The organism is Cryobacterium ruanii (assembly GCF_004404055.1).
Lineage (GTDB): Bacteria > Actinomycetota > Actinomycetes > Actinomycetales > Microbacteriaceae > Cryobacterium > Cryobacterium ruanii.
Genome location: NZ_SOHK01000021.1, coordinates 61,253 through 77,145, shown reverse-complemented (window position 1 = coordinate 77,145; position 15,893 = coordinate 61,253). Strand labels below are relative to the sequence as shown.

At 63.4% G+C, this 15,893-nt stretch carries 10 protein-coding genes; 4 read left to right on the top strand and 6 right to left on the bottom strand.

Features of this window, described 5'->3' with window-relative positions; genetic code table 11:
• Positions 1 to 61 precede the first annotated feature (61 nt).
• The 5 genes from E3T47_RS14130 to rpoB form a co-directional block, all read right to left on the bottom strand.
• The gene (locus E3T47_RS14130) at positions 62 to 1,291 is read right to left on the bottom strand and encodes a type II secretion system F family protein (protein ID WP_241982283.1); all 1,230 of its coding nucleotides are present in this window, start codon (positions 1,289 to 1,291) and stop codon (positions 62 to 64) included.
• On the bottom strand, positions 1,291 to 2,520 hold the full coding sequence (locus E3T47_RS14125; protein WP_241982282.1) for a type IV pilus twitching motility protein PilT: 1,230 nt from the start codon (positions 2,518 to 2,520) through the stop codon (positions 1,291 to 1,293). Before E3T47_RS14125 ends, E3T47_RS14130 begins: the two co-directional genes overlap by 1 nt.
• 18 nt (positions 2,521 to 2,538) lie before the next feature.
• Complete coding sequence (locus tag E3T47_RS14120) at positions 2,539 to 4,209, bottom strand: GspE/PulE family protein (protein ID WP_134556691.1); 1,671 nt, start codon at positions 4,207 to 4,209, stop codon at positions 2,539 to 2,541.
• 186 nt (positions 4,210 to 4,395) lie between these two features.
• A complete protein-coding gene (locus E3T47_RS14115) occupies positions 4,396 to 8,319 on the bottom strand; it encodes a DNA-directed RNA polymerase subunit beta' (protein WP_134556690.1) in 3,924 nt (1,307 codons plus the stop codon).
• A 42-nt stretch (positions 8,320 to 8,361) separates the two neighbouring features.
• Positions 8,362 to 11,853, bottom strand: coding sequence for a DNA-directed RNA polymerase subunit beta (rpoB, locus tag E3T47_RS14110; protein WP_134556689.1), 3,492 nt, complete (start codon positions 11,851 to 11,853; stop codon positions 8,362 to 8,364).
• 349 nt (positions 11,854 to 12,202) lie between these two features.
• Here rpoB and E3T47_RS14105 point away from each other — a divergent pair, with 349 nt between their 5' ends.
• The gene (locus E3T47_RS14105; protein WP_134556688.1) at positions 12,203 to 13,090 is read left to right on the top strand and encodes a spermidine synthase; all 888 of its coding nucleotides are present in this window, start codon (positions 12,203 to 12,205) and stop codon (positions 13,088 to 13,090) included.
• 228 nt (positions 13,091 to 13,318) lie between these two features.
• Here the strand turns inward: E3T47_RS14105 and E3T47_RS16475 are convergent, their stop codons facing one another.
• Entirely contained in the window at positions 13,319 to 13,654 is a 336-nt protein-coding gene (locus E3T47_RS16475; RefSeq protein WP_241982281.1) for a hypothetical protein, read from the bottom strand.
• Here E3T47_RS16475 and E3T47_RS16470 point away from each other — a divergent pair.
• The 3 genes from E3T47_RS16470 (at position 13,649) to E3T47_RS14090 (ending at position 15,890) form a co-directional block, all read left to right on the top strand.
• Complete coding sequence (locus tag E3T47_RS16470) at positions 13,649 to 13,852, top strand: hypothetical protein (protein WP_241982280.1); 204 nt, start codon at positions 13,649 to 13,651, stop codon at positions 13,850 to 13,852. The two genes, E3T47_RS16475 and E3T47_RS16470, sit on opposite strands and share 6 nt — an antisense overlap.
• Before the next feature lie 188 nt (positions 13,853 to 14,040).
• Positions 14,041 to 15,210, top strand: coding sequence for a PQQ-dependent sugar dehydrogenase (locus E3T47_RS14095; protein WP_134556686.1), 1,170 nt, complete (start codon positions 14,041 to 14,043; stop codon positions 15,208 to 15,210).
• 185 nt (positions 15,211 to 15,395) lie between these two features.
• Positions 15,396 to 15,890: a SprT-like domain-containing protein gene (locus tag E3T47_RS14090; RefSeq protein ID WP_134556685.1), complete on the top strand. Its 495-nt coding sequence runs from the start codon at positions 15,396 to 15,398 to the stop codon at positions 15,888 to 15,890.
• The last annotated feature ends 3 nt before the right edge of the window (positions 15,891 to 15,893 follow it).

The window sequence follows — 15,893 nt, the reverse complement described above, 5'->3', positions numbered from 1 at the left end:
CGGTTTTCTGCCCCTTAATGGGGGGCATCTCGAAAACTCGTTTCCTCCCCGCTTCGACGGACTATTTCACGTATTCGAAGATGCTGAACATCGGCAGGTACAGTGCCACGATCATGCCGCCGATCACCACCCCGATGAACGCGATCATGAGCGGTTCGATGAGGGCTGTCAACTGCTCGGTCGTGGCCTGCACCTCCTGGTCGTAGAAATCGGCGACCTTGGCCAGCATGTCCTCCAGGGCGCCGGCGTCTTCACCGACGGCGATCATCTGCACGACCATAGGTGGGAAGATCGGCGCCTGCGCCAGCGGCCCGGCGATCGACCCGCCTTGCCGCACCGAATCGGCCACCTTGCGCAGCGCGGATTCAATCACCCAGTTACCGCTCGTCTCGCCGACAATGGCCAGCGACTGCAAGATGGGCACTCCGGCGGCGATCATGGTCGAGAAGTTTCGGCTAAAGCGCGCAATGGCGAGCTTCATGAGCAAGGGCCCGAACACCGGCAACTTGAGCTTGAATGGGTCGACCCGGCGACGAACCGCTTCGGTGTTCTTATTGATGCGCCACCAGAACGCGAAGGCGGTGCCGAGCACGATCAACAGCGGACCGAGCCAGACCATCATTTTCGACAGCACCACGAGAAACTGGGTCGGCAGCGGCAACTCCCCGCCGAGGCCCGCGAACATCTTTTCGAACACCGGAACGATGAAGATCAGCATGCCAATGACGGCGAGTACCGCCATGATCAACACCACCACCGGGTAGGCGAGCGCCGACTTGATCGTGTCGCGCAGCTTCACCTCCGACTCGAAGTTGGCGGCCACGGAGGTGAGCGAGCTTTCAAGGAACCCGCCGGTCTCCCCGGCCCGCACGAGGTTGATCATGATCGGCGGGAACACCGCGGTGTGTTTCATCATCGCCTCGGAGAGCGACGACCCGGTCTCCACCTCGGAGCGAATGGTCGCCATAATGCGGGCAAGTTGCGGGTTCTCGGTCTGCTCCGAAAGGATGTTCAGGGTACGCAGCAGGGACAGCCCGGCACTCGTCATGGTCGCCATCTGTCGACTCATGACGGCGAGGTCCTTCAGCCCGACGCCCTTGCTGAAACCCGGAATGCGCACTTCTCGTTTCAGGCCGGTACCCACGTTGACCTCGGCCACCGAAATCGGCGCGAGCCCCATGCCGCGCAGGCGCTGCATTGCGGCGTTCTCGGAGGCGGCATCCAGTCGACCGGTGACGATCTTGCCGACCGCTGTGCGGCCCCTGTACGCGAAGACACCACTGGCGGTCACTACTGTTCCCGGTTGGAGTACGAGTCGCCGAAGTCGATACCGTCAAACCCCGACGGCCCGGCGGCGAGGTCAGTGACGTCCGATTTACGAATCAGCTGGGCAAGGCTGTCCTGGTCCTGCGCCTTGTCCTCGGCGGCCTTGCGGGTAATCGACCCGGCATTGACGAGTTCGGCGAGGTGCTGGTCCATAGTGTGCATGCCCAGGGCTCGTCCGGCCTGCATGGCGGAAGCGATCTGGTAGGTCTTGCCCTCGCGAATGAGGTTGGCGACGGCTGGCGTGACGATGAGAATTTCGGTTGCGACGACCCGGCCGCCTCCGACCTTCTTCACCAGGGCCTGGCAGACGACGCCCTGCAGGGTCGCGGCGAGCTGGGCCCGCACCTGCCCCTGCTGGTAGGGCGGGAACACGTCGATGACCCGGTCAATGGTCTGGGCGGCGTCCTGGGTGTGCAGGGTCGCAAACACGAGGTGGCCGGTTTCAGCCGCGGTCAGGGCCACGGAGACCGTCTCGAGGTCGCGCAGCTCGCCGATCAAAATCACATCGGGGTCCTGCCGCAGCACGTGTTTGAGGGCGGATGCGAAACTATGAGTGTCGTTGCCGACCTCACGCTGGTTGATTAAGGATTTCTGGTGCTGGTGCAGAAACTCGATCGGGTCTTCCACCGTGACGATATGGTCAGCACGGGTGCGGTTGACCAGATCGATGAGCGCGGCCAGGGTCGTCGATTTGCCTGATCCGGTGGGACCGGTCACGAGCACCAGACCTCGGGCCAGCTGGGCGAACTGGGCCACCGCATCGGGCACACCGAGCTCGCCGAGCTGTTTGATCTCCCCCGGAATAAGGCGAAAGGCACCACCCACGCTTCCACGCTGCTGAAAGTAATTCACCCGGAACCGGGCCCCCGCGGTCGTGTAGGCGAAGTCAAGCTCGAGGTCGTCCTCGAACTGGCGCCGCTGCTCGGTGGTCAGCAGGCTGAACAACGCGGTGGCGACCTTGTCACGCTTCCACACCGCGGCTTTGGCAATCGGCCGCAGCCCGCCGTCGAGGCGGATACACGGCGGCGCCCCCGCCGTCACGTGCAGGTCGGAGGCGCTCTGAACGACGACCTCGCGCAACGCCGCGACCAGCGCGGGGTCCGGCCCGACGTCACGATCGGGGTCGTCGAGCAGCCAACCTTCCCCAGCGACGCCCGGTGGCATAACCGGAATCTCGTAAATTTCCTGACTCATCGTAACTGTCCTCTCGACCTAAGCGACCACTCGCAGAATTTCGTCCACCGAGGTGAACCCGAGCCCGACCTTGGCCCAGCCATCGTCCCGAAGGCTGACCATTCCCTGCTCCTGCGCGGTGAGCGCGATCTCCACGCTCGATGCACGCGCCACGCACAGCCGCTCGATCTCCTCGGTCACCGTCATCACCTCGTGCACGGCGAGCCGCCCGCGGTAGCCGGTATTGGAGCAGCTGGCGCATCCGTTCGCTTGGTAGATGACGGGCAGCGCCAACTCTGGCTCGAGCGGAAATCGCAGGTGCGCGAGCTGCTCCCGACTCCGCAAGTCAGGCAGTTTGCAGCGTTCGCACAGGCGGCGGGCCAGGCGCTGGGCGACGACGCAGTCGAGCGCGCTGCCCACGAGAAAGGGTTCGATTCCCATTTCGGTCAGGCGCGTGACCGCGCTCGGTGCATTGTTGGTGTGCAGGGTGGAGAGCACGAGGTGCCCGGTGAGCGCTGCCTCAATAGCGATCTGGGCGGTCTCGTGGTCGCGAATCTCGCCGAGCAGAACGACGTCGGGATCGCACCGCAGAATGCTGCGCAAGGCACTCGCGAAGGTGAGTCCCGCCTTCGGATTCACCTGCACCTGGTTGATGCCGACCATGCGGTACTCCACCGGATCTTCGACGGTGATCACATTGATCTCCGGGCGAGCCACCGAATACAGGGTCGTGTACAGGGTCGTCGACTTGCCCGACCCGGTGGGCCCGGTCACCAGGATCATTCCGTACGGCTTCGAGTAGGCCGTCTTAAAGGCGTCATAGTTGTGGTCGAGCAGGGAGAGATCGCGCAGGTCCATGCTCGTGGTCGAGTTGTCGAGGATACGCATGACGACCTTCTCACCCCAGACCGTCGGCAGGGTGGCCACGCGCAGGTCGATCTTGCGACCACCGTGGCTGACCGACATGCGGCCGTCCTGCGGTTTGCGGCGCTCGGCGATGTCGATGTCTGCCATGATCTTCAGGCGGCTGATGACGCCGTTCTGAATGCTCTTCGGTGCGCTCGGCATCTCGTGCAGGACACCGTCGATGCGGTATCGCACCCGCAGGCTGGCTTCACCGGGTTCGATGTGTATATCGCTGGCCTTGTCCTGGATGGCCTGGCTCACGAGCAGGTTGACGAACCGCACAATGGGCGCAGCGTCGTCGCTGGCCTCATCGCTCGGATCGGGAGTCGACAGGATCGAATCGTGCTCTTCCTCGAGCGTGGTGGTGAGGTTACTGAGTTCGCCATCGGCGCGATGAAATCGCGCGATCGCAGCGAGCAGGTCGCTGCGTTCGGCCACCATCGGGGACACTCGCATTCGAGAGGCTTCGCCGACATCGTCGAGCGCAAACACGTTACCGGGATCCACCATTGCGAGCACGAGCCGCCCGCCCTCAATTCCAATTGGCAGCACTTCGTGTCGTCGACAGACCAGCGGCGACACGAGAGCGAGGGCACCCGCCTCAACCGAATACTCGAGCAGTTCGACAAAGGGAAGGTTGGCCTGCGCGGCTCGCGCCTGCGCAAACTGCAGCTCGGTGATCACTCCGCTGTCGACAAGCCGGCGAACGGCGCCCTCATCGGCCGGATCCCCAGCCAGGAGCGTGTCGAGCGCTTCGATCGGCAGCAGCCCGTGCAGGATGAGAATTTCGGTCAGGGTTGCCACGCAAGTCTCCCCCGAACTGGTTACATTAGGCCTGAAAGCGAGTATACGTCCCTTTTCCCCCTTTCCCCACTTTTTTTGTTCTAGTTCCGGTCGTACGGCTGAGCCAGCCGCCGTTCTCCGCTCGAACGCTTTAAAGCCGAATGGCCCCTGCCGAAGCAGGGGCCATCCGTTTAGAGCTGCTGGTTCCTAGTTGTACGTACCCGGAGCCAGGTCGTCCGACGAAAAGCTGTCGAAGTCGACGAAGCTCAGGTCACCCTCGTTGAACGTGGCATCTTCGGTGAAGATGCGGTTCGGGTAACGCTCAGCCTTGGCGTCTTCCGTTGCCTCGACGGTGACGTCGCGGTAGCGGGGAAGACCGGTGCCGGCGGGGATCAACTTACCGATGATGACGTTTTCCTTGAGGCCCATCAGCGGGTCGCTCTTGCCTTCCATGGCCGCCTGGGTCAGAACCCGGGTGGTCTCCTGGAAGGAAGCGGCCGACAGCCAGGACTCGGTCGCCAGGGATGCCTTGGTGATACCCATGACCTCCTGGCGAGCGGATGCCGTCTTCTTGCCTTCGGTAAGCGCGGTGCGGTTGAGGTCGTTGTACTTCAACCGGTCAACGAGCTCGCCCGGAAGCAGCCCGGTGTCTCCGTGTTCGACGACGGTCACCTTGCGAAGCATCTGGCGAACGATGACCTCGATGTGCTTGTCGTGAATCGGCACACCCTGCGAACGGTAAACCTCCTGCACACCGGAGACGAGGTGCTTCTGCACCGCGCGAACACCCTTGACTCGAAGAACTTCCTTCGGGTCGACGGCGCCGATGATGATCTGCTGTCCGAGCTCGACGTGCTGGCCGTCCTCGACGAGCAGGGTCGAACGCTTCAGCACCGGGTAAGCGATTGCTTCGTCGCCGTTGTCGGGGGTCAGGATGACCTTGCGGCCCTTGTCCGAATCCTCGATCGTGATGCGTCCGGCGGAGTCGACGATCGGCGATGCACCCTTGGGAGTACGCGCTTCGAACAGCTCCTGAACACGCGGCAGACCCTGGGTGATGTCGTCAGCGGATGCCGACCCACCCGTGTGGAAGGTACGCATGGTCAGCTGGGTGCCGGGCTCACCGATGGACTGCGCGGCGATGATACCGACGGCCTCACCGATGTCAACGAGCTGGCCCGTGGCGAGAGAACGGCCGTAGCAGACCGCACACACACCGACGGCCGACTCACACGTGAGCACTGAGCGCACCTTGATGGTTTCGACACCACCGATAATGAGCTTCGCGATGAGCACGTCTCCGACGTCGTCTCCGGCGTCGGCGATGACCTCACCGGCAGCGTTGACCGCGGCTGCGGCCAGGCTGCGGGCGTAGACCGCGTTCTCGACGTTGAAGTCGACCAGCAGGCCGCCGTCTTCGTCACGCAAGAGCGCACCGGTCGTGGCATCGGTTCCGGCGATGGGCAGTTCGAGACCCTTCGTCGTTCCGCAGTCGTCTTCACGGATGATGACATCCTGCGAGACGTCCACGAGACGACGCGTGAGGTATCCCGAGTCAGCGGTACGCAGAGCCGTGTCGGCCAGTCCCTTACGAGCACCGTGAGTAGCAATGAAGTACTCGGCGACGGACAGGCCTTCGCGGTAGCTCGAGATGATCGGGCGAGGGATGATCTCACCCTTCGGGTTGTTCACGAGGCCTCGCATGCCGGCGATGTTTCGCACCTGCAGCCAGTTACCACGAGCACCAGAGGTGACCATGCGGTTGATGGTGTTGTCAGCCGGGAAGTTCGCCTGCATCGCTGCGGCAACGTCTTCCGTGGCACGGGTCCAAATCTGGATGAGCTCCTGGCGACGCTCGAGGTCGGTCGTGAGACCCTTCTCGAACTGTGCCTGAACCTTAGCGGCCTGCTTCTCATAGCCGGCAACGATCTGCGGCTTGTTCGGCGGGGTGAGGATGTCACTGAGCGCAACGGTCACACCGGAACGGGTTGCCCAGTAGAAACCGGCATCCTTGATCCGGTCGAGGGTTGCAGCAACCTCCACCTTGACGTACCGCTCCGCGAGGTCGTTGACAATGGTCGACATGGTGACCTTGTTGGCAACGTCTTCGAAGTACGGGTAGTCGGCCGGAAGCGCCTCGTTGAAGATGGCGCGACCGAGGCTCGTTGTGACCAGAACAGTTCCGACGGCCTGGCCGTTGACCAGTTCGACACCCTCGGGCTGCGTGCCCTCGGTGAAGAACTTGTCGGTCAAGCGGATGCGCACCTTGGCATTCAGGTCGAGCGACTTCTGGTCGAACGCGAGAATGGCCTCGGACACGCTGGAGAATGCGCGGCCTTCGCCGACAACACCGTCCTTCAGCGTGGTGAGGTGGTGCAGACCGATGATCATGTCCTGGGTGGGCAGGGTCACCGGGCGGCCGTCAGACGGCTTGAGGATGTTGTTCGAGGCGAGCATCAGGATGCGTGCCTCAGCCTGCGCCTCAACCGAGAGCGGAAGGTGGACAGCCATCTGGTCACCGTCGAAGTCGGCGTTGAACGCCGCGCAGACGAGGGGATGCAGCTGGATTGCCTTACCTTCAACGAGCTGAGGCTCGAAGGCCTGGATGCCCAGACGGTGCAGGGTGGGTGCACGGTTGAGCATGACGGGGCGCTCGCGGATGATCTCCTCGAGCACGTCCCAGACCTGGGGACGCGAACGCTCGACCATACGCTTGGCGGCCTTGATGTTCTGAGCGTGGCTCAGGTCGATCAGGCGCTTGATCACGAACGGCTTGAACAGCTCGAGTGCCATCTGTTTGGGCAAACCACACTGGTGCAGCTTGAGCTGCGGGCCAACCACGATGACCGAACGGCCGGAGTAGTCCACGCGCTTGCCGAGCAGGTTCTGACGGAAACGACCCTGCTTTCCCTTGAGCATGTCGCTCAGGGACTTGAGGGCACGGTTACCGGTACCGGTGACCGGGCGACCACGACGACCGTTGTCGAATAGTGCATCGACGGCCTCCTGCAGCATCCGCTTCTCGTTGTTCACGATGATCTCGGGAGCACCAAGGTCGAGCAAACGACGCAGACGGTTGTTGCGGTTGATCACACGACGGTAAAGGTCGTTGAGGTCAGAGGTGGCGAAGCGGCCACCGTCGAGCTGCACCATCGGGCGCAGTTCGGGCGGGAGCACGGGAACGACGTCGAGCACCATTCCGGCCGGCGAGTTGCCGGTCATGATGAACGCGTTGACCACGCGCAGTCGCTTGATGGCACGGATCTTCTTCTGACCCTTGCCCTCGGCGATCTGCAGGTGCAGGTTTTCGCTTTCGGTGACCAGGTCGAACGCCTCAAGGCGCTTCTTGATGGCTTCGGCGCCCATATAGGCCTCGAAGTACATGCCGAAACGGTCCTGAAGCTCGTGGAAGACGGAGTCTTCCGGCTTCAGGTCGCCGACCTTGAGGGTGCGGAAGTCTTCCCACACGCGCTCGAGGTGCGCGATCTGCTCGTCCAGAGACTTGCGAATCTGGCCCATTTCCTTCTCAGCAGCGTCCTTGGTGCGCTTCTTTTGGTCGCTCTTGGCGCCCTCGGCCTCCAGTGCTGCGAGGTCGGTTTCGAGGCGCTGCAGGCGATCGGCGATGCGCGAGTCACGGCTGGACTCGATGGTCTTGAGTTCGAGGCGCAGCTCGTTCTCGAGGCCGGGCATGTCCTGGTGACGACCGTCTTCGTCCACCGTGATGACCATGTATGCGGCGAAGTAGATGACCTTTTCGAGGTCCTTCGGAGCCATGTCCAGCAGGTAACCGAGACGCGAGGGCACACCCTTGAAGTACCAGATGTGCGTGACCGGGGCAGCGAGTTCGATGTGGCCCATGCGCTCACGGCGCACCGACGACTTCGTGACCTCTACACCGCAACGCTCGCAGACGATGCCTTTGAAGCGAACACGCTTGTACTTGCCACAAGAGCATTCCCAGTCCCGTGAGGGTCCGAAGATCTGCTCGCCGAACAGGCCGTCTTTTTCCGGCTTGAGCGTGCGGTAGTTGATGGTTTCGGGCTTCTTGACCTCACCGTGCGACCAGCGACGGATGTCGTCTGCGGTAGCCAGGCCAATACGAAGCTCGTCAAATGTTGTTACGTCGAGCAATTTCTCTCCTTGGAAAGTTTTCGAAGTTTCTTTGGACCGGGCTTAGATGTCGTCGATGGACGACGACTCAAACCGGGTGGAAATGTTGATGCCGAGTTCTTCCGCAGCGCGGAACACCTCGTCATCCGTGTCGCGCAGGCTGACTGCGGTGCCGTCGGCCGAGAGCACCTCGACGTTCAGACAGAGCGACTGCATTTCCTTGATAAGAACCTTGAAGCTCTCGGGAATGCCGGGTTCCTGGATGTTCTCACCCTTGACGATTGCCTCGTACACCTTGACGCGGCCGAGGATATCGTCAGATTTGATGGTCAGGAGTTCCTGCAGGGCGTAAGCGGCTCCGTATGCTTCGAGCGCCCACACCTCCATCTCACCGAAACGCTGTCCACCGAACTGCGCCTTACCACCCAGCGGCTGCTGCGTGATCATGGAGTACGGCCCGGTCGAACGGGCGTGAATCTTGTCGTCGACGAGGTGGTGGAGCTTCAGGATGTACATGTATCCAACGGACACCGGCATCGGGAACGGCTCGCCGGAGCGGCCGTCGAAGAGCTGGGTCTTTCCGGTGGAACCAATGAGGCGGTCGCCGTCGCGGGTGAGGGTCGTGGAGTCCAGAAGACCCTCGATCTCGATCTCGAGCGCACCGTCGAACACTGGCGTGGCGACCTTCGTGCCGGGGGCGGCACTGAAGGCGTGCTCCGGAAGACGAGCGGCCCACTTCGGCTTACCCTCGACGTTCCACCCCTGCTTCGCAATCCAGCCGAGGTGGGTTTCAAGCACCTGACCGAAGTTCATGCGACCGGGGATTCCGAGCGGGTTGAGGATGATGTCGACCGGAGTACCGTCGGCGAGGAACGGCATGTCCTCGATCGGCAGGATGCGGGAGATGACACCCTTGTTGCCGTGACGACCGGCGAGCTTGTCGCCCTCGGTGATCTTGCGCTTCTGGGCGATGAACACGACCACGCGCTGGTTGACGCCCGAGCCTAGCTCGTCGTCGCCGTCCTGCGAGTCGAACACCTTGACACCGATGATGGTGCCGCGCTCACCGTGGGGAACCTTGAGCGAGGTGTCGCGAACTTCGCGGCTCTTCTCGTTGAAGATGGCGCGCAGCAGGCGTTCCTCAGCGGAAAGCTCGGTCTCGCCCTTGGGCGTGACCTTGCCGACGAGGATGTCGCCGGGGCGAACCTCGGCTCCGATGCGAATGATGCCGCGCTCGTCGAGGTCGGCGAGGAAGTCCGGCGACACGTTGGGCAGGTCGCGAGTGATCTCTTCCTTACCCAGCTTGGTGTCGCGGGCATCCACTTCGTACTCTTCGATGTGAATCGAGGAGAGGGTGTCGTCTTTCACCAGGTTCTGGCTCAGGATGATCGCATCCTCGAAGTTGTAGCCTTCCCACGGCATGAATGCCACGAGCAGGTTCTTTCCGAGGGCGAGTTCGCCCTGGTCGGTGGCGGGTCCGTCGGCGATTACCTCGCCGGCTTCGATGCGCTCACCGGCGTTGACGATCACGCGGTGGTTGAAGCTCGTGCCCTGGTTGGAGCGCGAGAACTTGCGCAGGTAGTAGTCCTGCGTACCGCCCTCATCGAGCTGGATGGTGACGACGTCGGCCGACACCTCGGAAACCACGCCCGGCTTCTGCGCGGTGAGCACGTCACCGGCGTCGATGGCCGTGTAGACCTCCATGCCGGTTCCGACGAGCGGGCTGTCGGAAAGGAGCAGCGGCACCGCCTGACGCTGCATGTTGGCGCCCATGAGCGCGCGGTTTGCATCGTCGTGCTCGAGGAACGGGATGAGGCTGGTCGCGACCGACACCATCTGGCGCGGCGAGACATCCATGTAGCCGATGTCTTCAGCGGGAACGAGGTCAACCTCGCCACCCTTCTTACGAGCGAGCACGCGGGCCTCGGCAAAGTGCGAGTCCTTGGTGAGCGGCGCGTTGGCCTGAGCGACGATGAAATCGTCCTCTTCGCTCGCGGTGAGGTAATCGATCGTCTCGGTGACCTTGTTGTTCAGCACGCGACGGTACGGCGTCTCGATGAAACCGAACGCGTTGATCTGCGCGAATGAGGCGAGCGAACCGATCAGGCCGATGTTCGGGCCTTCCGGGGTCTCAATGGGGCACATGCGGCCGTAGTGCGAGGGGTGAACGTCTCGCACCTCGACGCCGGCGCGGTCACGGGACAGACCACCCGGGCCCAGCGCACTGAGACGACGCTTGTGCGTGAGGCCTGCGAGCGGGTTGTTCTGGTCCATGAACTGCGAGAGCTGCGAGGTACCGAAGAACTCCTTGATCGCGGCGACGACGGGGCGCACGTTGATCAGGGTCTGCGGCGTGATCGCTTCGATGTCCTGCGTGGTCATGCGCTCGCGAACGACGCGCTCCATGCGGGACAGGCCGGTGCGCACCTGGTTCTGGATGAGCTCGCCGACGGCACGGATACGACGGTTACCGAAGTGGTCGATGTCGTCGATGTCGATGTTGATGTCGGTCATCTTGCCGTCGCGCAGGCCCTTGAGGGTGGTCTGGTTGTCGTGCAGGGCTACCAGGTACTTGATCGTGGCCAGGATGTCTTGGAGCGTCAGTACTGAGTCACTCAGCGGGGCTTCGAGTCCGAGCTTGCGGTTGATCTTGTAGCGACCAACCTTGGCCAGGTCGTAGCGCTTGGAGTTGAAGAAGAAGTTGTCGAGGAGCGCACGCGCAGCCTCGGCGGCAACCTGCTCGCCGGGACGAAGCTTGCGGTAGATGTCCTTGAGGGCTTCTTCCTTGGTGAGGATGTTGTCCTTCTCGAGGGTGAGCTCGATGGACGCGTAGCCCTTGAACTCCTCGAGGATCTGCTCGCTGGTGAGGCCGAGGGCCTTCAGGAACACGGTCACGGACTGCTTGCGCTTGCGGTCGATGCGCACGCCAACCTGGTCGCGCTTGTCGATCTCGAATTCGAGCCAGGCACCACGGCTCGGGATGACGCGGGCGGAATAGATGTCCTTGTCCGACGTCTTCTCCTGCTCGCGGTTGAAGTACACACCCGGCGAACGCACCAGCTGCGACACGACGACACGCTCGGTGCCGTTGATCACGAAGGTGCCCTTGGGGGTCATCAGCGGGAAGTCACCCATGAACACGGTCTGGGTCTTGATCTCACCGGTGAGGTGGTTCATAAACTCAGCGTTCACATAGAGGGGCGCGGAGTAGGTCTTACCCTTTTCCTTGCACTCGTCAATGGTGTACTTCTCCGGCTCGAGCTCCGGGTTGGTGAACGACAGCTGCATCGTTTCGCCGAGGTCTTCGATGGGAGAGATCTCCTCGAAGATCTCATCGAGCCCGGTGCGATTCGGCAGGTCTTGGCGTCCGGCTTTCTGGGCCTCGGCGACGCGAGCCTTCCAGATGTCGTTGCCGACGAGCCAGTCGAAGCTCTCGGTCTGCAAAGCAAGCAGATCCGGAACGTTCAAGTGGTCGCTGATCTTAGCGAACGACAGACGCTCAGCTGAGCGGCCGTTCTTGGGTGAGTTGGTGGTTGCGTTGCGCGCAGCAGCCAAGGAAATAACCTCCGTGGACCCCGTCAGGTCTAGTTACTGTTATTGGTGATGACTCCGCAGACCCTCATAAGAGGTGTGCCTCAAGGTGGCTTGAACACGCAAAGCCGACCGCAATATGAAGGCATAGTTTGTCTGGGAGCGCAAGGGTCAAGTGTATGCCCCAATAAGCGGCATGTCCACCCAAATCTTGCGAATGTGCAAATTCTCAGGTATAACCCACTCGCACCATGGTCGCGTGAGCGGGCGGTGCGTTGCTTCAGGGGCTGGAGCGACCCTTCACCGGCTTCGCGAAACGAACGGCGCGGCGCAGCCGCGCAGATAGCGCGCGGGGAGAGCGCACACTGGAACAATGAGTACTGGGCGCAAGGTTGAAGTGGCAGGCGACGGGCATCCGTCTGTCGTGTTGAAGTTGAGCGGGCACACGGCGGTGATCGAACCCGACCGGTTCACCCCGGGCAGCTTTCAGCTCGTGGTCGATGGCACGCCGCAGTCGCACGTGAACATCGACCACCCCGATGAGTTGTTTTTCGAGTACATCCAACGCATCGGGCATGTGATCGACCTGCTCGGCGACCCGCACGAGCCGATCACCGCCGTGCACCTCGGAGCCGGAGCCCTGACCCTGCCGCGCTACGTCGAGGCGACCCGGCCGGGCTCACGCCAACAGGTCGTGGAGATTGAAAGCGACCTGATCGACCTCGTTCGCGAGGTGCTGCCGTGGGACAAACGCGCCCAGCTGCGCGTGCGGCACGGCGATGCCCGCGAGGTACTCGGTAAGCTCCCCGCCGGGCTGCAGGGCGCCGTCGACCTCGTCGTGGTCGATATTTTTTCGGGGGCGCGCACTCCGAAACACGTGACCAGCCGCGAATTCTTCGCTCTCGCCGCCCCGCTGTTGTCTGCGCGCGGTGTGCTCGCCGTCAACGTAGCGGATGGCCCCGGCCTCGCCTTCGCGCGCGGCCAGGCCGCGACCCTCTCGGCGGTTTTTGAACACGTGATCGGGTTCGCCGAGACGCAGGTGCTCAAAGGCCGACGCTTCGGCAACATCGTCTTCGTCGCTGCACACACCCCGATCGACCTCAATTGGATTCCGCGGCTGCTCGCCAACGGCCCGCACCCGGCGAAGGTGATCGAGGGGACCGAGCTCAAGCACTTCATGGCCGGTTCGCTCGTGGCGACCGACGAGACCTCGACGCAGTCGCCGCTGCCCGGCCGCACGGTCTTTCAAATCGGGCACTAGCCGATACTCGGCACCGAACTGCGGCCATTCCGCGCATTCGGGGCATGCCGGCCCGCCAACCGGACGTGCCACCCCAGATGTCCGCAGTTGTGAACAACAACCCGGTCAACCTTCCGCAAATACAAAAGTGGGGCCGCGCGACACTGCTGGGGCTGCGGCCGAATCCACCCCGGCGGCGGTACTCTGAAGGCACACTCCCAACCCCCGCGGCCGCGGCCGCCCTCGCCATTACAGGAACACCCCCTGAGTTTCATCATCGGTTACGACCCCATCACTCTGCGCGAAAAAGTCGACCTGCTGGCCGCCGGCGAGCGACTCGTTGAGCTCGGCAACCTGCGCAGCCTGGCCGCGCTCAACGAGAAGGTCGCCCTGCTGCGGCTGGTCGGCCGCCTCGATGAGGCCTGGGAGATCGCGAACGAGGCGCTGCGCCAGTCCCGCTTCACCGGCAACCGAGAGCAGGCGGTGGCCAGTCGCATCCGTCGCGCCCAGGTTTTGCAGTTCCAGGGCAAACTCGATGAGGCCGCGAGTGAGCTGACCCACTGCATCCTCGATTCCGAGGTGCACGAGTGGACCCGCCTCGCCGCCTACGCCCGGCAGCACCGCGGCAAGGTGTACTTCGACCAGGGCAATCTCGACGGCGCGCTCGCCGACTTCACCGCTGCGGTGTTCCTGCGGGAGAAAGACGGCGCCGACGCCGACGAACTCGACAGTTCGCTGCTCGCTGTGGCCGTCGTGGAGTCGCACATCGCGGCGCGGGCCTGACCCACTCCGCTGTGTCCCCCGCGCATAACTCCTGCAATTCGGCGCAGAAAATCGAAACAGACCCGGATCCACGCGGTACCCGATGTGTTCGACCAGAAATTGCAGGAGTTATGCTGCCTCGCGGATCGATACTGGCCGTTCACCGCGTTCTACGGCATGCTGTGTTCACCACGAAAGCGAGGTGACCGGTGACTTCTCACGCGTCAGTGCCCGCGGTTGCCGCCGCATCGGCCGTCCTGCTGCTTGTGGCGCTAGCCGGCTGCAGCACCGAGGCCCCGCGCGCCACACCTGCGACGTCAACACCGGCCCAGCCCGCACCGACCGAGTCCGCGACGAACGCTGCCCCGCTGGCACCGGTGCAGCCCGTCGGCGAACCGGTTGTGATCGCCTCGGGCCTTGAGGCTCCGTGGTCGATTCTGCGACTGCCGGATGGCGCCACACTCATCAGCGAACGCGACACGACCCGGGTGCGCGAGCTGCTGCCCGACGGCAGTGTGCGCGAGGCCGGCACGGTCGCGGCGGCGCAGCCCAATGGTGAGGGAGGGCTGCTCGGCCTGGCTTTCCTGGCCGACGAAACGGCTCCCGGCGGCGACGGCTGGATCTATGCGTACTTCTCTACCGCAACCGACAACCGCATCGAACGGATGCCGCTGGCCGGCCCCCCGGGCAGCCACAGTCTCGGGCCGCCCGCCCTGGTATTGGACTCGATCCCGCGGGCCGGCAATCACAACGGCGGTCGCATCGCGTTCGGACCGGACGGCCTGCTCTATGCGACCGCCGGGGATGCCGGAAACCCCGCCAATGCTCAAAACCTCGACGTTCTCGGCGGCAAGATTCTGCGCTTGACGCCGACCGGAGCCGTGCCGGAGGACAACCCGTTCGGCACGCGCGTGTATTCGTTCGGGCATCGGAATCCGCAGGGCCTGGCCTGGGACTCGCGCGGACAGCTCTGGGCGAGTGAGTTCGGTCAGAACACCTGGGACGAACTCAACCGCATCGTTCCCGGCGGCAATTACGGCTGGCCGCTCGTCGAGGGCCAGGCCGGGGACCCGGCCTATATCGATCCGAAACGCCAGTGGTCCACCGACCAGGCCAGCCCGAGCGGCATCGCCATCGTGAACGACACCATCTTCATGGCGAGCCTGCGCGGGGAACGACTGTGGAGCATCCCGATCACCGCTGCGGCGGGCTCCTCCACAGCAACGCCCACCGAGTGGTTTGTGAACAGTTTCGGCCGGTTGCGCGACGTGGTGTCTGGGCCTGCTGGCACACTATGGTTTGTGACTAATAACACGGATGGCCGGGGCTCCCCGGCAGCCGGCGACGACCGGCTGCTTCAAGTGACGGTGACACCCTGATGATCTCGACGTCCGATCTCACCCAGATGCCCGCACTCGGCGCGGGAACGGTGACGCCCTAATGATCTCGACGTCCGATCTCACCCAGATGCCCGCACACGGCGCGGGAACGGTGACGCCCTAATGATCTCGACGTCCGATCTCACCCAGATGCCCGCACACGGCGTGGGCACGGTGACGCCCTGATGGCCGATCTCACACAGGTACGTCGGTGGGCCGACGCACTCATAGTTCTGCACCTCAACCCTGCCTGGACCTTCGGCTTTGACAACGCTAAGAAGCGGGCCGGCCTCTGCAACTTCAGCAAGAAGCACATCACCGTTTCGCGTTACCTCGCCTCACGCTACGACGACGACGACGTCTACCAGATTCTGCTGCACGAGCTCGCGCACGCGCTGGCCGGCTCTCGGGCCGGGCACGGTCCGCGTTGGAAGAAGATGGCGCACGACCTGGGCTACGACGGCAAGCGCACCCACGACGGCGAGATCGCCAACGAGCTAGCACCATGGGTGGGCACCTGCCCCGCCGGGCACACACACTTTCGGTACCGGCAACCGACTCGCCCCCTCGCCTGCGGACTCTGCGCCCGCAGGTTCGACCAGTCGCACGCGATCACCTGGTTGCGGCGAGAGATCACGCCGGCGATCCGGCGCCGGGCCGCGGCATCCGCTGGTCCCTAGCTG

Coding starts and splice junctions, on each gene's coding strand:
- E3T47_RS14125 (WP_241982282.1), bottom strand. CDS start 2,520: ATGAGTCAGGAAATTTACGAGATTCCGGTTATGCCACCGGGCGTCGCT.
- E3T47_RS14105 (WP_134556688.1), top strand. CDS start 12,203: ATGAGTACTGGGCGCAAGGTTGAAGTGGCAGGCGACGGGCATCCGTCT.
- E3T47_RS14090 (WP_134556685.1), top strand. CDS start 15,396: ATGGCCGATCTCACACAGGTACGTCGGTGGGCCGACGCACTCATAGTT.